General features: G+C 67.1%; 16 protein-coding genes. 6 read left to right on the top strand and 10 right to left on the bottom strand.

The genetic code is table 11. The features are described from left to right. Positions 1 to 47 precede the first annotated feature (47 nt). Positions 48 to 1,664, bottom strand: a complete 1,617-nt coding sequence (locus GO308_RS01535; protein ID WP_240883614.1) for an MFS transporter — start codon at positions 1,662 to 1,664, stop codon at positions 48 to 50. A 145-nt stretch (positions 1,665 to 1,809) separates the two neighbouring features. On the opposite strand from GO308_RS01535, the gene GO308_RS01530 reads away from it, so the two are divergent. Further along, positions 1,810 to 3,009 carry a cation:proton antiporter gene (locus GO308_RS01530; protein ID WP_240883613.1) on the top strand — a complete coding sequence of 400 codons (1,200 nt, stop codon included), beginning with the start codon at positions 1,810 to 1,812 and terminating at the stop codon, positions 3,007 to 3,009. Positions 3,010 to 3,137: 128 nt separating this feature from the next. On the opposite strand, the gene metH is transcribed toward GO308_RS01530, so the two are convergent. The 4 genes from metH to GO308_RS01510 all read right to left on the bottom strand — a co-directional run bounded on the left by metH (position 3,138) and on the right by GO308_RS01510 (position 8,987). Beyond that, positions 3,138 to 5,753, bottom strand: coding sequence for a methionine synthase (metH, locus tag GO308_RS01525; RefSeq protein ID WP_240883612.1), 2,616 nt, complete (start codon positions 5,751 to 5,753; stop codon positions 3,138 to 3,140). A gap of 125 nt (positions 5,754 to 5,878) precedes the next feature. Beyond that, positions 5,879 to 6,925: a homocysteine S-methyltransferase family protein gene (locus GO308_RS01520; RefSeq protein WP_240883611.1), complete on the bottom strand. Its 1,047-nt coding sequence runs from the start codon at positions 6,923 to 6,925 to the stop codon at positions 5,879 to 5,881. 164 nt (positions 6,926 to 7,089) lie between these two features. Beyond that, the gene (gene metF, locus GO308_RS01515; RefSeq protein WP_240883610.1) at positions 7,090 to 8,031 is read right to left on the bottom strand and encodes a methylenetetrahydrofolate reductase [NAD(P)H]; all 942 of its coding nucleotides are present in this window, start codon (positions 8,029 to 8,031) and stop codon (positions 7,090 to 7,092) included. Continuing rightward, complete coding sequence (locus GO308_RS01510; protein ID WP_240883609.1) at positions 8,028 to 8,987, bottom strand: metalloregulator ArsR/SmtB family transcription factor; 960 nt, start codon at positions 8,985 to 8,987, stop codon at positions 8,028 to 8,030. The genes metF and GO308_RS01510 overlap by 4 nt, the downstream gene beginning before the upstream one ends. Positions 8,988 to 9,144: 157 nt before the next feature. On the opposite strand from GO308_RS01510, the gene GO308_RS01505 reads away from it, so the two are divergent. Then, positions 9,145 to 9,423, top strand: a complete 279-nt coding sequence (locus tag GO308_RS01505) for a hypothetical protein (protein WP_066480450.1) — start codon at positions 9,145 to 9,147, stop codon at positions 9,421 to 9,423. Between the two features lie 17 nt (positions 9,424 to 9,440). Here the strand turns inward: GO308_RS01505 and GO308_RS01500 are convergent, their stop codons facing one another. Next, on the bottom strand, positions 9,441 to 10,826 hold the full coding sequence (locus GO308_RS01500) for a helix-turn-helix transcriptional regulator (RefSeq protein WP_066673330.1): 1,386 nt from the start codon (positions 10,824 to 10,826) through the stop codon (positions 9,441 to 9,443). Positions 10,827 to 10,989: 163 nt separating this feature from the next. Between GO308_RS01500 and aceA the strand changes: the two genes are divergently transcribed. Further along, on the top strand, positions 10,990 to 12,270 hold the full coding sequence (gene aceA / locus GO308_RS01495) for an isocitrate lyase (protein WP_066480446.1): 1,281 nt from the start codon (positions 10,990 to 10,992) through the stop codon (positions 12,268 to 12,270). 200 nt (positions 12,271 to 12,470) lie between these two features. On the opposite strand, the gene GO308_RS01490 is transcribed toward aceA, so the two are convergent. From GO308_RS01490 to GO308_RS01480, 3 genes are read right to left on the bottom strand one after another with little or no spacing between them, the layout of a single operon-like run. Next, positions 12,471 to 12,839, bottom strand: coding sequence for a type II toxin-antitoxin system death-on-curing family toxin (locus GO308_RS01490; protein WP_240883608.1), 369 nt, complete (start codon positions 12,837 to 12,839; stop codon positions 12,471 to 12,473). 20 nt (positions 12,840 to 12,859) lie between these two features. Then, on the bottom strand, positions 12,860 to 13,087 hold the full coding sequence (locus tag GO308_RS01485) for an AbrB/MazE/SpoVT family DNA-binding domain-containing protein (RefSeq protein ID WP_066480443.1): 228 nt from the start codon (positions 13,085 to 13,087) through the stop codon (positions 12,860 to 12,862). A gap of 7 nt (positions 13,088 to 13,094) precedes the next feature. Further along, a complete protein-coding gene (locus GO308_RS01480; protein WP_240883607.1) occupies positions 13,095 to 14,555 on the bottom strand; it encodes an MFS transporter in 1,461 nt (486 codons plus the stop codon). Positions 14,556 to 14,761: 206 nt separating this feature from the next. On the opposite strand from GO308_RS01480, the gene GO308_RS01475 reads away from it, so the two are divergent. From GO308_RS01475 to GO308_RS01465, 3 genes are all read left to right on the top strand, one after another. Next, on the top strand, positions 14,762 to 15,907 hold the full coding sequence (locus tag GO308_RS01475; RefSeq protein ID WP_240883606.1) for an acyl-CoA dehydrogenase family protein: 1,146 nt from the start codon (positions 14,762 to 14,764) through the stop codon (positions 15,905 to 15,907). 159 nt (positions 15,908 to 16,066) lie between these two features. Beyond that, positions 16,067 to 16,855 carry an SDR family oxidoreductase gene (locus GO308_RS01470; protein WP_066548459.1) on the top strand — a complete coding sequence of 263 codons (789 nt, stop codon included), beginning with the start codon at positions 16,067 to 16,069 and terminating at the stop codon, positions 16,853 to 16,855. Between the two features lie 109 nt (positions 16,856 to 16,964). After that, positions 16,965 to 18,080 carry an acyltransferase gene (locus tag GO308_RS01465; protein ID WP_240883605.1) on the top strand — a complete coding sequence of 372 codons (1,116 nt, stop codon included), beginning with the start codon at positions 16,965 to 16,967 and terminating at the stop codon, positions 18,078 to 18,080. A gap of 32 nt (positions 18,081 to 18,112) precedes the next feature. Here GO308_RS01465 and GO308_RS01460 read toward each other — a convergent pair whose 3' ends face one another. Further along, positions 18,113 to 20,374 carry an NADP-dependent malic enzyme gene (locus GO308_RS01460; protein ID WP_066548405.1) on the bottom strand — a complete coding sequence of 754 codons (2,262 nt, stop codon included), beginning with the start codon at positions 20,372 to 20,374 and terminating at the stop codon, positions 18,113 to 18,115. Between the last annotated feature and the right edge of the window lie 290 nt (positions 20,375 to 20,664).

The raw sequence follows: 20,664 nt of genomic DNA, 5'->3' as shown, positions 1-20,664 counted from the left end.
CGGCGGATAACGCCGGGCGCGGCGATGCGCCAGCCCGCGCGCGGCGATCAGCGATCCTCCACCCCGCGCGGCGGGCCATAGCTGAACCCGACCAGCGTCACCGCCAGCGCGACCACCACGACAGCCATCGTGTACCACAACCCGGCATAAGGATCGCCGGTGCGCGCGACGATGTACTGGCTGATGAAGGGCAGGAACCCCCCGAAATAGCCGGTGCCGATATGATAGGGAATCGACATCGAGCTGTAGCGGATCCGCGCCGGGAACATCTCCGTCAGCAGCGCGGCAACCGGCCCATAGGTCGCGCCCGCCAGCGCGCTCAGCAGGATGATCGACAACAGGATGACGACGATGTGCCCGGCCGGCGGCACCACCGGGTCGACCGGATAGCCGTTGGCGCGCAGCACGTCGTCCAGGCTGGCCATCATCCGGTCGGGCACCGGCGTGCCGCCGATCGACATGGCGAGCACCGGCGTCACCTCGGTCGTGTAGCTGATGCCGCGCTTGGACAGATAGTCGAGCACCCGCCCGCATTCGTCGACCTGGACGCTCGCGAACGGATCGAACGCACAGTTGGGCCCCGACACGATGATCGGCGCATGCGCCGACGCGCGCGCCAGTCCGGGATTGGCCGCCGACCCGATCGTCCAGAAAATCGGGAACAGCAGCACCAGCGTCGCGAAATAGCCGAGCGTGATCGGCAGCTTGCGCCCGGTGCGGTCGGAAATACGGCCGAACAGGATGAAGAAGCCCAGCCCCGCCATCGCGCCGCCGCCGACCAGCAGCTGCGCGGTCGTCTCCTCGACCCGCATCGGCCCCTGCAGGAACGACAGGACTGAGAACATCGCGGTATACCAGATGACCGTGAGGCCCGCCGCGATGCCGAACAGCGCGATCAGCAGGCGGCGCTTGTTGCCCGGATAGGTGAAGCTTTCGAGAAACGGATTGGCCGACATCTGGCCCGCCGCCTTCATCTTGGCGAAGACCGGGCTTTCGGACAGCTTGAGCCGCATCCACAGCGAAATGGCGAGCAGCACGATCGAGAACAGGAAGGGCAGACGCCAGCCCCAGTCGTTCCACACCTCGCGCGGCAACACGCCCTTGAAGCCGAGCACGACGATCAGGCTGAGGATGAAGCCGCCCGCGACGCTGGCCTGGATGAAACTGGTGTGGAAACCGCGCTTGCCGCGGGGCGAATGCTCGGCGACATAGATCGCCGCACCGCCATATTCGCCGCCCAGCGCCAGCCCCTGCAGCACGCGCAGCAAGATGATGATCGCGGGCGCGGCGATCCCGATCGTCGCATAGCCCGGGACCAGCCCGACGCCCGCCGTCGCCACGCCCATCAGCGTGATCGTCACCAAGAACGTGTATTTGCGTCCCAGCCGGTCGCCCAGATAGCCGAACACGATCGCGCCGAGCGGCCGGAAGCCGAAGCCGACCGCAAAGCCGGCCCAGGCGAGCAGCGCCTGCAATGTTTCATTGCCGCTCGGGAAGAAGGTGCGGCCGATGATGCCGGACGCGGCCAGCGTGCCGTAGATGAAGAAGTCATACCATTCGAACGCGGTGCCCAGCGACGACGCGGTGATGACCAGGCGCATCTCCGCGGGCGACGGCTCGTCCTCGCTCTCGACATAGGCGACCGGGTCGGCGCGGCTGACCATGAATTTCCCCTCTTCCACTCGTCTTCGACTGTGTAGCGGGTCGCCATCGCCGGACAAGGGGCGCGGGACGGCGGGTGCCGGACTTGTTGGCGGGCGCGCACGCCGGTAAAGCCCGCCGCCAGGGGAGGACGCCAGACCGCAAGCGATGACGACGACCGAGATTTTCCTCATCGCGATGCTGCTGATCTTCAGCGTGCCCTATCTCGCCTGGCGGCTGGGGCGCACCGATTACTGGGCACCGCTCGTGGTGGTCCAGATTGTCGGCGGCATCCTGCTCGGCCCCGGCGTGCTGGGGGCGGCCTTTCCCGATTATTATGCCTTCGTTTTCAACCCCCAGGTCATCGCCGCGCTGAACGGCATCGCCTGGTGGGCGGTGATGCTGTTCGTCTGGATCGCGGGGATCGAACTCGACCTCAGCCAGGCCTGGGCAAAGCGGCGCGAAACCGGCGTGACCGCAGGCCTCGCGCTGGTGACCCCGCTCGCCTTCGGCGGTGTGGCGGCACTGGTCATGCTGCGCTTTCCCGGTTGGGCGGGAGCACAGGGCGCACCGTGGCAGGTGGTGCTCGGCATCGGCATGGCGTGCGCGGTCACCGCGCTGCCCATCCTCGTCCTGCTCATGGAAAAGCTGGACGTGCTGCGCGCGCCCGTCGGCCAGCGCATCCTGCGCTATGCCAGCCTGGACGACATCGCGATCTGGGGCGTGCTCGCGATCATCCTGCTCGACTGGGCACGCGTCGGGCGCCAGGCGGGCTTTCTGTGCGGCTTCGCGGCCGCCGCGCTGCTGATGCGGCGCGTGATGGCGCGGATCGATGAACGCGACCGCTGGTATGTCAGCCTGATCTGGCTGGCGGGCTGTGGTTTCGCCGCCGACTGGGCGGGCATCCACTTCATGGTCGGCGCGTTTCTAGCGGGCGCGGTGCTCGATGCGAAATGGTTCGACCAGGCGCGCATGGACCTGTTCCGCAACCATGTGCTGCTGGCGATGATGCCGGTCTTCTTCCTGTCGACGGGCCTGCGCACCCGATGGGATGTCGGTGGCACGGCGGTATTCGCCGCCGCCGCGCTGCTGCTCGTCGCGTCGGTCGCGGGCAAGCTGGCGGGGGTCCACCTCGCTGGGCGCATCCTCGGCTGGGCGCGGGGCGAAGCGGGGATCATCGGCTGGCTGCTCCAGACCAAGGCGCTGATCATGATCATCTTCGCCAACATCCTGCTCGACCGTCAGATCATTACGAACGCGACGTTCACCGCGCTGCTGCTGATGGCGGTAGGATCGACGATGCTGACGGTGCCGATGGTCGCGCCCCGGCTGAAGCGGCTGGCGGCGGTGGTGGGACGCGGGGGATAATGCAGTCGCCCCGGCGAAGGCCGGGGCCGCTGGCACGGTAGCGCTACCTTGGTGAGCGGCCCCGGCCTCCGCCGGGGCGACGGGTCGGGTTGCCCCGTTTCGAGAAGCCTTAATCCCTCACGCTTCACTCAATCCAGATTGGGCCGCAGCCAGCGTTCCGCCTGCTCGATGCTCACCCCGCGCCGCGCCGCATAATCTTCCAGCTGGTCGCGGCCGACCCGTGCGACGCCGAAATACGCTGCATCAGGGTGGCCGAAATAGAATCCGCTGACCGCCGCCGTCGGCAGCATCGCGAAACTCTCGGTCAGGCTGATGCCGGTCGCATGATGCGCGTCGAGCAGCTTGAACAGGATCGGTTTCAGGCTGTGGTCGGGGCACGCCGGATAGCCGGGCGCCGGGCGGATGCCGCGATACTGTTCGCGGATCAGCGCCTCGCCGGTCAGCTGCTCGCCCGCCGCATAGCCCCACAGGTCGGTGCGGACATGCGCGTGCAGCCGCTCGGCGAACGCCTCGGCCAGCCGGTCAGCCAGCGCCTTCAACAGAATATCCGAATAATCGTCGATCGCCGCCTTGAACCGCGCCAGATGCGGCTCGATGCCGTGAATCGACACCGCAAAGCCGCCGATCCAGTCACCATCATGGCTGATGAAATCGGCGAGGCACATGTTGGCGCGGCCCTCGCGCTTCGCGACCTGCTGGCGCAGGAAGGGCAGGCGGACATTTTCCTCGCTGTCGAGATGCAGGATGACGTCGTCGCCGTCGCGCGCGCACGGCCACAGGCCGCACACCCCGCGCGCGACCAGCCATTTCTCCGCGATGATGCGGTCCAGCATCCGCTGCGCGTCGGCGAACAGGCTGCGCGCGCTCTCGCCCACCACCGCGTCGTCGAGGATCGCGGGATAATTGCCGTGCAGTTCCCAGGCGCGGAAGAACGGGGTCCAGTCGATATAGTCCTTGAGATCCGCGAGGTCCCAGTCGCGGAACACATGGACGCCGGGCTGCCTGGGCGCGGCGGGCTTCAGCGTCATGTCGGCCTCGAACGCATTGTCGCGCGCGCGCGCGATCGGCACCAGCTCGCTTTGCGTCCGTCCCTCGCGCGCGTCGCGCACGGCCTGATATTCGTCGGCGACCTTCGCGACGAAATCGTCGCGCTGGGTGTCGGAGACCAAGGTCGTCGCCACGCCGACCGCGCGGCTGGCGTCCAGCACATGGACGACCGGCCCCGCATAGGCCGGCGCGATCCTCAGCGCAGTGTGCACCTTGCTCGTCGTCGCCCCGCCGATCAGCAGCGGCATGGTCATGCCGGCGCGCTGCATTTCCTCCGCCACCGTCACCATTTCGTCCAGCGACGGCGTGATCAGGCCCGACAGCCCGATCATGTCGGCGTCATTCTCGTTCGCGGCGTCGAGAATCTTTGACCACGGCACCATCACGCCCAGGTCGACGACGTCGAAGCCGTTGCACTGGAGCACCACGCCGACGATGTTCTTGCCGATGTCGTGCACGTCGCCCTTGACGGTCGCCATGATCACCTTGCCCTTGCCGCGCGCGCCGGGCTGTTTCTCCGCCTCGATATAGGGGAGCAGGTGGGCGACCGCCTTCTTCATCACGCGGGCGGATTTCACCACTTGGGGCAGGAACATCTTGCCCGATCCGAACAGGTCGCCGACGACGTTCATGCCGTCCATCAACGGCCCTTCGATCACTTCGATCGGGCGGCCGCCGCGCGCCGCCACCTCGATCCGCGCGGCCTCGGTATCCTCGACGACATGCAGGTCGATGCCCTTGACCAGCGCGTGTTCCAGCCGACGCGACACGCCCCAGCCGCGCCATTCCGCCGCCTGCTTCTCCGCCACCGCATCAGTGCCGCGATAGCGTTCGGCCAGCGCCACCAGCCGGTCGCCGGCCTCAGGGTCGCGGTTGAGCACCACGTCCTCGCACGCGGTGCGCAGTTCGGGATCGATCGTGTCATAGATGTCGAGTTGCCCCGCATTGACGATCGCCATGTCCATGCCGGCGGGGATGGCGTGATACAGGAACACGCTGTGCATCGCGCGTCGCACCGGCTCGTTGCCGCGAAAGCTGAACGACAGGTTGGACAGCCCGCCCGAGATATGGACATGCGGGCAGCGCGCCTTGATCTCGCGCGTCGCCTCGATGAAGTCGACCGCGTAGTTGTTATGCTCCTCGATCCCCGTCGCCACCGCGAACACATTGGGGTCGAAGATGATGTCCTCGGGCGGGAAGCCGATGCCCGTCAGCAGCTTGTAGGCGCGCGCGCAAATCTCGACCTTGCGGTCCTTCGTGTCCGCCTGCCCGACCTCGTCGAACGCCATGACAACGACCGCCGCGCCATAGGCCATGCATTTGCGCGCATGCTCCAGGAACTGCGCCTCGCCCTCCTTCATGCTGATCGAATTGACGATCGGCTTGCCCGACACGCATTTCAGCCCGGCCTCGATCACCTCCCATTTCGAGCTGTCGATCATCACCGGCACGCGCGCGATGTCGGGCTCGGCGGCGATCAGCTTCAGGAAGGTGGTCATGGCGTGGACCGCGTCGAGCAGCCCCTCGTCCATGTTGACGTCGATCACCTGCGCGCCGTTCTCGACCTGCTGGCGCGCGACCTCGACCGCCTTGGCATAGTCGCCGGCCATGATCAGCTTCTTGAACGCCGCGGAGCCCGTGACGTTGGTGCGCTCGCCGACATTGACGAAATTGGTGGAGGAGGGAGGCGTGGTCATTTCATTCCTTCTCCCTCTCCCCTGTGGGGGAGAGGGTCGGGGAGAGGGGAAGTCGAGCGGGAGGTGAGACTTGGCTTCATCCCCTCTCCCAACCCTCTCCCCGACGGGGAGAGGGCTTTGAAGGGTCAGGCCGCCATGGTGAACGGCTCCAGCCCGGCGAGGCGCGTCATCACCGGCGGCTCGGGCAGCACGCGCGGCGCCATCCCGGCAACGGCATCGGCAATCGCGCGGATATGCGCCGGCGTCGATCCGCAGCAGCCGCCCAGGATGTTGACCTGCCCCGCTTCCGCCCATTCGCGCACCAGCGTGGCAGTCGTTTCGGGCAGCTCGTCATAGGCACCCAGTTCATTTGGCAGCCCGGCATTGGGATAGACCATGATCAGCGTATCGGCGATGCCGGCCAGCACCTTGACGTGCGGGCGCAGCTGTTCCGCCCCGAACGAGCAGTTGAGCCCGATCGTCACCGGCCGCGCGTGACGGACCGCGTGCCAGAACGCCTCGACCGTATGCCCCGACAGATTGCGCCCCGACAGGTCGGTCAGCGTCATCGACAGCATGATCGGCAGGTCGCGACCCAGCGCCGCTTCCGCCTCTATCACCGCCATGATCCCGGCCTTGGCGTTCAGCGTGTCGAACACGGTTTCGATCAGGATGAAGTCCGCCCCGCCCTCGACCAGCGCATCGACCTGCTCGCGATAGACATCCTTCAACGTGTCGAAATCGATCTCGCGATAGCCGGGGTCGTTGACGTCGGGCGACAGCGACAGCGTCTTGTTGGTCGGGCCGATCGCACCCGCGACGAACCGCGGCCGCCCGTCCTTCGCCGCCGCCGCATCGGCACAGGCACGCGCGATCCGCGCGGATGCGACATTGATCTCGCGCACCAGATGTTCGGCGCCATAGTCCGCCTGGCTGATCCGGTTGGCGCTGAACGTGTTGGTCGACACGATGTCCGACCCGGCGTCCAGATAGGCGCGCGTGATCGTCTCCGGCACATGCGGCGCGGTAAGCGCCAGGATGTCGTTATTGCCCTTCTGGTCGTGGCTCAGCCCCAGCGTGCCGGCATAATCGGCCTCGGCCAGCTTCCAGTTCTGGATCTCGGTCCCGAACGCACCATCGGTCATCAGGATGCGGGTGCGGGCTTGGGCGAGCAGGGCTTCTCTGGCGGTCATATCTAATCCGTATGCCTTGAATGGTTGTCGATGCCCGGGCGCTGCACCTGGTAAACCGGATGATCTCTTCCCCGTTCGTTTCGAGCGAAGTCGAGAAACGCGGGACCGGGTCGACGTTTCTCGACTTCGCTCGAAACGAACGGCGCTTTGGGTTCCTCGTTGAATTAAGCCGCCGCCAGCCCCGCTACCGGCCGTGCCCTCAGCCCCAGCAGGTGGCAGATGGCAAAGCTCAGCTCGGCGCGGTTGAGCGTGTAGAAATGGAAATGGCGCACCCCGCCCGCATAAAGCTTGCGGCACAGTTCAGCCGCCACCGTCGCCGCGACCAGCTGGCGCGCGGCGGGATGGTCGTCCAGCCCCTCGAACAGCCGGTCCATCCATTGCGGGATCGCCGCACCGCACATGCCGGCGAACTTGCGCGTCTGGGCGACGTTGGACACCGGCAGGATGCCGGGCACGATCTCCGCCGAAATCCCTGCCGCCGCCGCCGCGTCGCGAAAGCGGAAGAATGTCTCCGCCTCGAAGAAGAACTGCGTGATCGCGCGCGTCGCGCCGGCATCCAGCTTGCGCTTCAGATTGTCGATGTCGCTGGCCGGGCTGACGGCTTCGGGATGCGCTTCGGGATAGGCGGCGACCGAAATCTCGAACGGGCGGATGCGGCGCAGCCCGGCGACCAGCTCGGCGGCGCTGGCATAGCCGTCGGGATGCGGCACGAACCTGGCGCCCATTTCCGGCGGATCGCCGCGCAGCGCCACGATATGGCGCACGCCGGCCGCCCAATATTCCTCTGCGACTGCATGAATCTCGTCGCGCGACGCCTCGACACAGGTCAGGTGCGCCGCCGCCGGGATCGGCGTCTCGCGCCCGATCCGCGCGACCGTCGCATGCGTGCGCTCGCGCGTCGATCCGCCCGCGCCATAGGTGACCGAGACGAAGCGCGGGCCCAGCGGCGCCAGCGTCGTCACCGCGTCCCACAATGCCGCCTCCATCTTCTCGGTGCGCGGCGGAAAGAACTCGAAGCTCACCTGCGCATCGCCCGCCAGGTCGGCGAACAGCGGCGCGTCGAGCGCGCGGCGCGCTTCCTCGAGCTGGGGAACCGATAGGGTCATGCCGCCTCAACCTCCAACACAGGGCCGGCCGCCTTGCGCGCCAGCCAGATCTTCACCGTCAATTCCCCGCCCTCCAGCGTCTCGGTCCGCGTCGGCATCAACCCCGCCTCGTCGAACCAGCCGATCACCTGCTCGTCCGAAAAACCCAGCCGCGCATGCGCGTCGCGGGTGCGCAGTTCCTCGCGCGCGTGCGGGGCGAAATCGACGATCATCAAGCGGCCGTTGGCGCGCAGCACGCGCGCTGCCTCCGCGATGACCGCTTCGGGGGCCTGCGCGAAATGCAGCACATGGTGCAGGATCGCGGTGTCGGCCGCGCCGTCCTCGACCGGCAGCGCCAGGAAATCCGCCTGGCGCAGCTCGGCGGCGGCCAGCCCACGCTCGCTCAGCTTGGCGCGTGCCAGCCGCAGCATTTCCGAGCTGCGGTCGATCCCGATCGAACTTTCGGCAAGCGGCCCGAAGCGTTCCAGCATCCGGCCCGTGCCCGTGCCGATGTCGACCAGCCGGCCGAGCGAGCCGTTGCCGAACAGCCGCGCCATCATCGCCTCGACCTCGGCTTCGGGGACATGGAGCGACCGGATCGCATCCCATTCGCCGGCATGGTCCTGGAACCACTGCGCCGCCGCGGCCGCGCGATCCGCGCGCACCGCGGCGAGCAGCGCGGCATCGGCCTCGACATTGCGCGCCAGCGTGCCGAGCGGCCAGGCATCGATCGCGTCGATCAACGCATCGATCCGCGCGCCTTCGGCCAGTGCGACGAACACCCAGCTGCCTTCCTTGCGCCGTTCGGCGACGCCGGCATCGCACAGGATCTTCACGTGCCGCGACACGCGCGGCTGGCTTTGCCCCAGCACCTGCGCCAATTCGCCGACGGCGAGCTCCATCGAGCGCAGCAGCGCGAGGATACGCAGCCGCGTCGGGTCGCCCAGCGCGCGAAACAGGTCGAGGGCATTGGCCATGGATATGATATAAAGATTTCTTTATATGAGGTCAATGGATCGTTCGGCCGGATTGCTCGTTGCACCTCCGATACCGATCGGCCCGGCCCATCGGGATCCGTGTGCCCTCCGGGGCCATACGCGCCGTTCGTCACCATGTTTTTTTTGAGGGAAATCCATGAAGAAAGCCGTGTTCGCAATCGCCGTTGCCACCGCCGCCCTGACGCTGGGCGCCTGTTCGGAGCGCGCTCAGGACGAAACGTCGGAGGCCGCGGAAACCGTCGCCGCCGATGCCGAAGCCACGATGGGCGAAGCCGCCAACGATGTCAGCGCGGCGAGCCAGGATGCCTTCCAGGCAGCCGAGAACACCGCCGATGCCGCCGGTGCCGCGATCGACAACGGCACGCGTGAAGCCGGCGAGGAGCTGGAAGAAGCCGGGCGCGACCTCCAGAACTGAGCCGCTGGCGCGCTGGATCAATCGTCCGCGAACACGAACGGGGTCAGCCCCGCCTCGCGATCGTGGACGACCAGCGTCCGCCCCGGCGGCGGCAGCGACCGCTGGGGGCAATCGGCACGCAGGCAGCGTGCGCATCCCAGCCCCGTCGGCGCGGCGCGCCCCGCCAGATCCTGGCCGCGTGCCGCCGCCAGCGTGACCGCGTCGCCCGCCGCCAGCCCCAGCACGATCGCAAAGCGCGCGCGTACCGCGCCGACCCGCGCGCCCTGCGGCTGCACGGTTCGCGCCAGCGTGAACCAGCGGCTGCCATCCTCCAGCGCCACCAACTGGGTAATCAGGTCGCCGGGCCGCGCGAACGCGTCCAGCGCATCCCATAGCGGGCACAGCCCCCCGCCCTCGACCAGCGGCGCGCCGCTCGCCCCCGCCAGCCGCTTGGAAATCTGCCCCGCCCGGTCGACGCGCAGCATGAAGAAGGGCAGCCCACGCGCGCCGACGCGCTGGAGCGTCGTCATGCGGTGCGCGACCTGCTCGAACCCCGCGCCGAACCGGCGCATCAGCAACTCGATGTCATACCCCGTAGCCTCGCACGCGCGATGGAAGCGTGCATAGGGCATCATCACCGCCGCCGCGAAATAGCCGGCCAGGTAGCGCCGGAACAGACGCTCCGCGACCGGATCGGTGATGGCCGCGCCCCGGCTGAGCGCGTCGATCTCGGTCGCTGCCTCACGCTGTCCGAGCTGCGTCGCGAGCGCGAACACGCGCGATGCCGGATCGAGCATCTCCGACAGCTGCAGCTGCCGCGCGTGCAGGTCGAGCCGCCGCAGCCGGTTGGGCATCACCTCGACCGGCAGCACGCGCACCGACAGCTGGTGCTTGACCCGCAACCGGTCTGCCATCGCGCCATAGGGGTCGCCGCCCGCAACGCGCAGGTCGTCGGCCAGCCGTTCCGCCGCACCGTCCAGGTCGGCAAAATAGTTGCGCCAGCGTTCGACCGCACGCCGCGCGGCAAGCTGCGGATCGTCGCCGTCTCCCACCGCCGGCGCGCCCGATCCTGCCCGGTCGAACGCACGCGCAAAGGCCTCCGCCCCGCCCGGGGCCGCCGCCACCCATGCATCGAGCTCGCCCCTGTCGATCGCCAGGTCGGCGAACATCGGATCCGCCAGCCGTCGTCGCAGCGCCTCGACCCCGCCGCCCGGCTCGCTCGCCGCGATGCTGCGCGGGTCGAAATCGAACTGTTGGGCGAGCGCGACCAGCAGGGCGGCGGAGATCGGCCGCTGATTGCGCTCGACCAGGTTGAGATAGCTGGGCGAAATACCGAGCGCGGCCGCCATCGCCGCCTGGGTCAGCCCCGCTGCGCGGCGCAGCCGGCGCACCGCGTGCCCGGCGAACAGCTTGCCTTCTGCCATATGCGCAACTTGTCCGTATATTTACATGATGACAAGCCACGGCGGGTGATCCGCGACACCGACACCCGATTTTGCCCGCATTTCGTTCGCGTCTGCGGAATATCGGGGGTAGTCGGCACGCATCACGCGGCGTTTCGGGCGCAAGATTGTAAAGGAACGACAGATGGCCAGCTTCAACGACCTCGTCCCTGCTCCCGCCGGGCGCTTCGACGGCATCGTGCGGCCGTACAGCGCCGACGATGTCGCCAAGCTGCGCGGATCGATCACGATCGAACACACGCTGGCGCGCAAGGGCGCGGAAAAGCTGTGGGAACTGCTGAAAAGCGAAGACTACATCAACGCGCTCGGCGCGTTGTCGGGCAACCAGGCGATGCAGATGGTGCGCGCCGGCCTGAAGGCGATCTATCTGTCGGGTTGGCAGGTCGCCGCCGACGCCAATACCGCCGGCCAGATGTATCCCGACCAGTCGCTCTATCCCGCCAATGCCGGCCCGGAACTGGCGCGGCGGATCAATGCGACGCTGCAGCGCGCGGACCAGATCGAGCATTCGGAGGGTGGCGCCACGCGCGACTGGTTCGCCCCCATCGTCGCCGATGCCGAAGCCGGCTTTGGCGGCCCGCTCAACTGCTATGAGATCATGAAGGCATATATCGCCGCTGGCGCTGCGGGCGTGCATTACGAGGACCAGCTGGCGAGCGAGAAGAAGTGCGGCCATCTGGGCGGCAAGGTGCTGATCCCGACCCAGGCGCATATCCGCAACCTCGACGCCGCGCGCCTCGCCGCCGATGTCGCCGGGGTACCGACGATCATCTGCGCGCGCACCGATGCGGAAAGCGCCAAGCTGATCACCAGCGACGTCGACGAGCGCGATCACGAATTCCTGACCGGCGAACGCACGCCCGAGGGTTTCTTCCGCCTGAAGGACGGCACCGGCGTCGATCACTGCATCAAGCGCGGCCTGGCCTTCGCGGAACATGCCGACCTGTTGTGGTGGGAAACGTCGAAGCCCAACATGGACGATGCGCGCCGCTTTGCCGAAGCGATCAAGAAGCAGTTTCCCGACAAGATGCTGGCGTACAACTGCTCGCCCAGCTTCAACTGGGAGAAGAATCTCGACAAGGACGACATTGCGCGGTTCCAGCGCGAGATCGGCGCGATGGGCTACAAGTTCCAGTTCGTGACGCTCGCCGGCTTCCACCAGCTGAACTACGGCATGTTCGAGCTGGCGCGCGGCTACAAGGATCGCGGCATGGCAGCCTATTCGGAGCTGCAGCAGGCCGAATTCGCGGCGGAAGCGAACGGCTACACCGCGACCCGCCACCAGCGCGAGGTCGGTACCGGCTATTTCGACCTGGTCGCGACCACGCTTGCGGGCGGTGCCAGCTCGACCACCGCGCTCGCCGAATCGACCGAGGCAGCGCAGTTCAAGAAGGAAGCAGCATAAGCCGCACCTTCGTTCAAGTTTCCTGGGGAGGAAAGGGTGCCCGCTGGACCATGTGTCCGGCGGGCATTTCCGTTACGGGGCGCGGAAAATCGTCTCTGTCGGCCGCCCCAAGCCATTCAGCCGCGCCCACCCCTTCCCGTCACCCCGGACTTGATTCGGGGTCCATGCGCTGCCTCAGCGGGAAGCCGATCGCTTGTGGCTCAATCATGCCGCAAATGTGCGCGGAACCAGTCCGTAAGCTGATCAACCCCGAGCTCTCCCGCCGCCAAAGCGAGAAATGTCACCACCAGCTCCGCATCGCTGCAGTCCAATCGATAGCCGTTCAGCGCAAGGAAGGTTTCGCTCACCACCGCTGCGGTTCGCTTGTTGCCATCTACGAACGGATGATTCCGCGCGATCCCGAACGCATAGCTGGCGGCAAGCTCCGCCGCGTCAGGGTCGCCGTAGGCCATCAGATTCAACGGCCGCGCCATGGCGCTGTGTAGCATGTTTTCGTCGCGCAGCCCTGCGGCGCCGCCATGCTCGGCCAGCTGTTCGTGATGAGCGGCAACGGCCACGCCGACGTCCACCCACACCCATTGGCGAGGCACTATTTGGCAAGCTCACGAAGCGCGGCACGACGGCGCGCCATGACCTCGCGTGCAACCTCCATCTGGGCCTCGAAATCCGGGTCACGCTTGCTGATCGTGAATCCTTCGGGGACCTCGCTCACAAACAGCTCGTCACCAAGCTCCACGCGAAGCCGGGCAAGCAATTCCTTCGGCAGAACGATCCCCGTCGAATTGCCGATTTTGATCAGTTTCAAGGGCTTGGTCATACAAACGTTATAACACGCCTTTCGCTTCCGCGCCAGCCGCCGCGAGCCGGGCGATGCGGGCCTCATGCTCGGCCCGGCCAAAGGGAAAGCGCACGAACACTGCGGTCCCGACCAGCCCGATGACCAGATAAACGATCGAGAAGATCAGCGTCAGCCGGTCGAGCGCGTCGACCGGCACCGCGCCCCGGACCGCATTCTGCGGGAAATCCGCCGCCCACAGGATCAGCCCGCTGAGAAAGATGCCGACGCCGCCGGTGCATTTCTGGATGAAGAAGGACCCCGCGAAGAACACGCCTTCGGAACGGCGGCCGGTCGTGACTTCCGAATGCTCGACCACATCGGCCATCATCGACGCGCCCAGGATCATCGCCGCCACGCTGCACGCCGTGTTGGGCACATAGATGCCGAACAGCACCGGCAGCATCATCGGGCTGTCGACCGCCGGGAACCACCCGGCAAGCCGCAGCCAATAGGGCAGCGTCGCCAGGATCGCCGTCAACAGCGTGAACATCGCCGCCGCGCGCGGCTTGCCCATCCGCGCACCGACGCGCCCGGCGATGGCGAACGCGATGACCACGCCCGCGAACAGCACGCCGGCCAGCACGGTGAAGGCCCCCGTGCCGAACTGCCAGACATAGGAATAGAGATAGTTGGACAGGGCAAAGCTGATGCCCTGGTTAGTGTACACGCACAGCCCCGCGAGCATCAGCACCGCGAACGCCCGGTTGCGCACCGCCTCCACCAGTTCGCGAAACGCCTGGCCCATGCCGCCCTCGACCGCCGGTTGCCGGGGCAGCGACGCGATCTCGCGGTGCGTGCCCGCCGCGGAGATCAGGATGGCGAGCATGATCGCCACGGCGCAGGCGACCGAATAGCTCGCATAGCCCCCGCGATTGGCCAACCCGTCCGCACCAGGCGTTTCCGGCACCAGGAAAACTGTATAGGCGGCGAGCAGCGCGACCAGTCCGCCCAGCCAGCCGAACAGATAGCGATAGGCGGTCAGCCGCGTACGCTCGTCATAATCGGCGCTCAGCTCGGGTGCGAGCGCCTGGCTCGGCACCTCATAGGCCGACACCGCCGACCGAACCATTACCGCGGTCGCGAACAGCCATGCGAGCGTCGCGCCGGGCGACCATGCCGGCGGGTTCCACAGCAGCAGCCAGCCGATCGCGATCGGCAGCGCCGACGCGTACATCCACGGGTGCCGCCGGCCCCAGCGGGTGCGGGTTCGGTCGGACGCGACGCCGATCGCTGGGTCGATGAACGCATCCAGGATCAGCGCGCACATGATCGCGAAGCCCACCGACGCCGCCGGCAGCCCGATCACCTGGTTGTAGAAGAGCAGCAGGAAGGTGCCGAAGCCGTTGTCCTTCACGCCATAGGCGATCGCGCCGATGCCAAAGGACAGGGTCGTGCCGGTCCGCACCCGGCGGGATGGCGGCACTGCGGCCGTCACAGCTTCGGTCATGTGCGTTGTCAAACCTTCCGTGCCCGCCAACCCCAGCATAGGCCACCGCGCGCATCGGTCAAACCATCGCTGTTGGAAGATCGGGTATGCCCACCCGCTTGCCCGTGACCGGGCTTCACGCTAGCACGGGGCCGGCGGGGATGGCCCGTTCGAACAACAGGAACGCTGGAGGTCGCCAGCGTCGCACGGCTTGCGAAAGGCAGGGGATGGCGCTGGATCCGGAAACCTTTGACGCGCTGATCGACACGGTCCGCCGCTTCGTCGCGGAGCGCCTGCGCCCGCTCGAGGCGCGGGTCGAGTCCGACGACGCGATTCCCGCCGATATCGTCGACGAGATGAAGGCGCTCGGCCTGTTCGGCCTGTCGATCGCGCCCGAATATGGCGGGCTCGGTCTGACCATGGGCGAGGAGTGCCGCGTCGCGATCGAGCTTGGCCGCACCACGCCCGCCTTCCGCTCGACCTTCGGCACCAATGTCGGCATCGGCAGCCAGGGCCTCGTGATCGCCGGCACGCCCGACCAGAAGGCGCAGTGGCTGCCGCGCATCGCCAGCGGCGAGATCGTCACCAGCTTCGCGTTGACCGAACCCGATGTCGGGTCCGACAGCGGCAGCGTAAAGACCCGCGCGGTCAGGGACGGCGACGTCTATCGGCTGTCCGGCACCAAGCGCTACATCACCAACGCCGACAAGGCCGACCTGTTCACCGTCATGGCGCGCACCGGCGACGAACCCGGCGGGCGCGGCGTTTCCGCCTTCCTGGTGCCGCGCAACCTGCCCGGCGTGTCGGTGGGCGAGCCGGAAAAGAAGATGGGGCAGAAGGGCGCGAAAGTCGCCGACGTAAACCTTGACGAAGTGCCCGTCCCCGCCGCCAACCGGCTGGGCGCGGAAGGCCAGGGCTTCAAGATCGCGATGCAGGTGCTCGACCGCGGGCGGCTGCACATCGCCGCGGTGTGCGTGGGCGTCGCCGAGCGGCTGATCGCCGATTGCGTCGCCTATGCCGGCGAGCGCCGCCAGTTCGGCAAACCCATCGCCGAACACCAGCTGATCCAGGCGATGATCGCCGACTCAAAGACTGAAGCCCTCGCCGCCCGCGCCCTCGTTCTGGAAACCGCCGCGCGCAAGGATGCGGGCGACGATGTGGTGATGGAAAGCGCGGCAGCCAAATACTATGCCAGCGAAATGGTCGGCCGCGTCGCCGATCGCGCGGTGCAGATCTACGGAGGCGCGGGGTACATCGCCGATTACGGCATCGAGCGCCTCTATCGCGACGTCCGCCTGTTCCGCATCTACGAAGGCACCAGCCAGATCCAGCAGCTCATCATCGCCCGCGAAACGATGAAGCGCGGGGGATAGGCTCGCCGCAGCGGATCGGGGAACCCGATCCGTGCCCTGGCGGCGAGCCCGGCCAGCGGCGCTTGCCCCGTCTGACGACGCGGCTTTGCCGCGGCGGGGTGCCCGATACCAAGCCTGACTCGACCCGCCTCGGGTCAGACCACCAGTGAAAGGATGCACATGGACACGACCACCCTGTTCCGCCTCGACGGCCGCGTCGCCTTGGTCACCGGCGGCTCACGCGGCATCGGCAAGATGATCGCCGCGGGCTTCGTCGCTTCGGGCGCGAAGGTCTATATTTCCGCGCGCAAGGCCGACGCCTGCTTCGCCACCGCCGAGGAACTCGGCCCCAACTGCATCGCGCTGCCCCAGGACGTGTCGACCGTCGCCGGGTGCAAGGCGCTCGCAGCGCAGCTTGCCGAGCATGAGGACAGGCTCGACATCCTCGTCAACAATGCCGGTGCCGCCTGGGGCGAGCCGTTCGAGGATTTCCCAGAAAAGGGCTGGGACAAGGTCATGGACCTCAACGTCAAATCACCCTTCTTTCTCACTCAGGCGCTGCACCCCGCGCTGAAAGCCGCCGCGTCGCGCGCGCGCCCGGCCAAGGTCATCAACATCACCTCGATCGACGGCCAGCGGCTCAACCCGTGGGAAACCTACAGCTATCACGCATCCAAATCGGCGCTGATCTATCTGACCAAGCGCATGGCCGCCCGGCTGATCCGCGACGCAATCAACGTCACCTCGATCGCCCCCGGCGCCTTCGCGAGCGACATGAACAAGGCCGCGCGCGATCATGGCGACGCGGTCGGCCAAGCGATCCCCGCCAGGCGCATCGGCGAGGCGGAGGACATGGCCGCCGCCGCCATCTACCTCGCCAGCCGCGCCGGCGACTATGTGGTCGGCGACACGATCACGGTCGACGGCGGTCTGGTCAATGCATCGCTGGGGACCAGCATCGACGCGTGAGCCGCATCCCTGCGCATCCCCGCCGCTCTTCCCAACGACACAGCCAGCCACTATCGCTCCCGGCACGGGTCGACGATAGGCGCCTGCGCAGGCGACATGGGGGATAGTGGTGCGGTCAACGACCGGTGAACATTGGATCGCGCTCGATCACATTCGTGCGCTCGCGGCCTTTCTCGTCTTCTGCTGGCATTTCCTCCACTGGATGGACGGCACGCCGGTACCCTTCGACGGCGCGCCCGATGTCTTCGTGCTCGCACCATTTGACGAAGGGCACACCGGCGTCGCGCTGTTCATGGCCTTGTCGGGCTACATCTTCGCCAAGCTGCTCGACGGCCGCCGCATCCTGATCGGCTGGTTCCTCTGGAACCGCTTGCTGCGCCTCGCCCCGCTCCTCCTCGTCACCATGGCGCTTGCGGGTGCCAATATCGTGCTGCATGGCGGCGACTGGGCCGGCTATGCCGCATCCTTGCCGCTCGGCCTGATCCTGCCCAGCTGGCCGAACGGCGGTTGGTCGATCGCGGTCGAGCTGCACTTCTACGTGATCCTGCCCTTGCTGCTCGTCGTGCTGCGCCGCAACCCGGCATGGCTCGCGCTCTCGCTGCTCGGATCGATCGCGCTGCGGACCGGCATTTTCCTTCAGCTGGGCGAGGTGAAGACGGCGGCCTATTTCACCATCATCGGCCGATACGACGATTTCGTGCTGGGGATCCTCGCGTTTCAGTATCGGCACCATTTCGGCCGGCGGCATCGGCTCGCGCTGCTGGTCCTGCTCGCCTATTGCGCCTTCTACTGGGCATTCGACCGACTGGGCGGCTCGAATGGGCTGGAGCGATCACCGATCTGGATCATCCTGCCGACGATCGAAGCGGCCTGCTTCGCCGCGCTGATTGCATATTATGATCAGTCGACGGCGTTCCGCGACCGCGGCGTGTCGTGGCTGGTCGCGAAAGCCGGCGCGTACAGCTATTCGATCTACCTGCTTCACGCGTTCGTCGTGCACCACATGGCGCGCCTGCTCGACCGATATTTCGACCTGTCGAACTTCTACGTCGCGCTCGCCTTTGCCGTGCCGGCATTCCTGGCGATGCTGCCGATCGGGTATCTCAGCTATCGCTTCATCGAGGCACCGCCGCTCGCCTATCGCCGCCGCTATGCGATCGCCGACCCCGCGCAGTCCAGGCCGGCGACGAACGCGCTCGATCAGGAAGCACGCGAGGCGCTCTAGGCGCCGGGCGGGTGCCGCCCCGGCGGCGTCGGCTAGCGCGCGATCCCGCCCGCGGCGAGCACCGCCAGCGTCACCAGCTCGCTCGCGGTGCTCGTCATCGGCGCAATCTGCACCGATTTCTCCATGCCGAGCAGCATCGGACCGATCATCGTGTCGCCGCCCAGTTCGCGCAGCAATTTCGCGGAGATGTTCGCCGACTGCAGCCCGGGCATGATCAGCACATTGGCCGGGCCGGACAGCCGCGCGAACGGAAACTTGGCCAGCTGCACCGGATTGAGCGCCACGTCGGGCGCCATTTCGCCTTCATATTCGAAGCCGACATCGCGCCCGTCGAGCACGCACACCGCGCCGCGGATATTGTCGATCCACTTCCCTTCGGGATTGCCGAAGGTCGAATAGCTGAGGAACGCGACGCGCGGCTCATGCCCCATCCGCCGCGCGACCTGCGCGGTCTGTTCGGCGATGTCGGCCAGTTCCTCGGCGCTCGGCCGCTCGTTCACCGTCGTGTCGGCGATGAACACGGTGTGGCTTTGGCCGACCAGGATGTGGATGCCGAACGGCGTCTTGCCGGGCAGCGGATCGATGACGCGGCGCACCTCGCGGATATTCTGCGCATAGGTACGCGTGATGCCGGTGATCATCGTGTCGACTTCGCCGAGCTGGAGCATCAGCGCGCCGAAGATGTTGCGGTCCTGGTTGACCATACGCTCGCAATCGCGGCGCAGATAACCGCGCCGCTGCAACCTGCCATAGAGGAAGTCGACCATGCGCGGCACCAGCGGCGACACGCGGCTGTTGTGCACCTCGAAGCTGTCGGGATCGGTGACGCCCAGCGCGCGCAGCCGGTCATGGACATCGTCGCGCCCGACCAGCACCGGCGTGCCATAGCCGCCGTCCTTGAACGCGATCGCCGCGCGCAGCACGACTTCCTCCTCGCCTTCCGCGAACAGCACCCGCTTGGGCCGCGCGCGCGCGCCTTCATAGGCGAGCGTCAGCACCGACGTCGTCGGGTTCAATCGCGCGCGCAGCGTCTGGCGATAGGCCGCCATGTCGAGGATCGGCCGCGTCGCCACGCCTGAATCCATCGCCGCCTTGGCCACCGCGACCGGCACCACCTCCATCAGCCGCGAATCGAACGGCGCCGGGATGATGTAGTCGGGACCGAAATTATGCTGCACGCCATAGGCGATCGCCACTTCCTCGGGCACCCGCTCGCGGGCCAGCTCGGCGATGGCGTTGGCCGCCGCGATCTTCATCGCATCGTTGATGCCAGTCGCCCGCACGTCGAGCGCGCCGCGAAAGATGAAGGGGAAGCCGAGCACATTGTTGACCTGGTTGGGATAATCCGACCGGCCGGTGGCGATGATCGCGTCGGGACGCGCGGCCTTGGCCTGTTCGGGGCGGATCTCCGGCTCGGGATTGGCCATGGCGAAGATGATCGGTGCGGGCGCCATGTCCTTGACCATCTCGGGCTTGAGCGCGCCGGCCGCCGACAGGCCCAGGAACACGTCGGCACCGACCAGCGCCTCGGTCAGCGTGCGGCGGTCGGTTACCGCGGCGTGCGCCGACTTCCACTGGTCCATGCCCTCGGTGCGGCCTTGATAGATCACGCCCTGGCGGTCGCACATGATGACATTGTCGCCACGCACGCCCATCACCTTGATCAGCTCGGTGCAGGCGATGGCGGCCGCGCCCGCGCCATTCACCACCACCTTGATCTCGTCCATGCGCCGCCCGGTCAGCAGGCACGCGTTGATCAGGCCAGCGGCGGTGATGATCGCGGTGCCGTGCTGGTCGTCATGAAACACCGGAATGTTCATCCGCTCGCGCAACGCCTGCTCGATGATGAAGCATTCAGGCGCCTTGATGTCCTCAAGGTTGATGCCGCCGAACGACGGCTCGAGCAGCGCGACGCAGTTGATGAAGGCGTCGACATCCTCGGTCGCGACTTCCAGGTCGATCGAATCGACATCGGCAAAGCGCTTGAACAGCACCGCCTTGCCCTCCATCACCGGCTTGGAGGCGAGCGCGCCCAGATTGCCCAGCCCCAGGATCGCGGTGCCGTTGGAAATCACCGCGACCAGATTGCCCTTGGCGGTATAGTCGTAGGCGGTGGCGGGATCTTCGGCGATCGCCTTCACCGGCACCGCAACGCCCGGCGAATAGGCAAGTGCCAGGTCGCGCTGCGTCGCCATCGGCTTGGACGCGATGATCTCGATCTTGCCCGGCCGCCCTTCCGAGTGGAACAGCAGCGCCTCGCGGTCGGAAAACTGGTTGGTCGTCTCTTCGGTCATCGCCGCGCGCTCTCCCTCGCCATGCCCCAGCCTCTAGGACGCTGGCCGCGACTGATCCAGCCCCGGCATGACGATTGCCGTCGCCACCCGCCGACCGGTGACATCGATACGGGTCCCGCATCCCGGTCCCCACCTTTTGAAGCGACGCGGAAACGCGCAGCGTTCGGAACCAGCTGCGATCGCGTTCCGGTCGGCACCCTTGCCCTTCAGATCGTGACCCCGACCCCTTCCAATCATCGCCCGCCCCTTTTCAGATTGTCACTCCGCCGCTTTTCAAATCGTCACCCCGG

This window comes from Sphingomonas sp. SFZ2018-12, assembly GCF_022496715.1.
Classification (GTDB): domain Bacteria; phylum Pseudomonadota; class Alphaproteobacteria; order Sphingomonadales; family Sphingomonadaceae; genus Sphingomonas.
The sequence above is the reverse complement of the archived record's forward strand: the minus strand, read 5'-3'. Positions and strand labels throughout refer to the sequence as shown.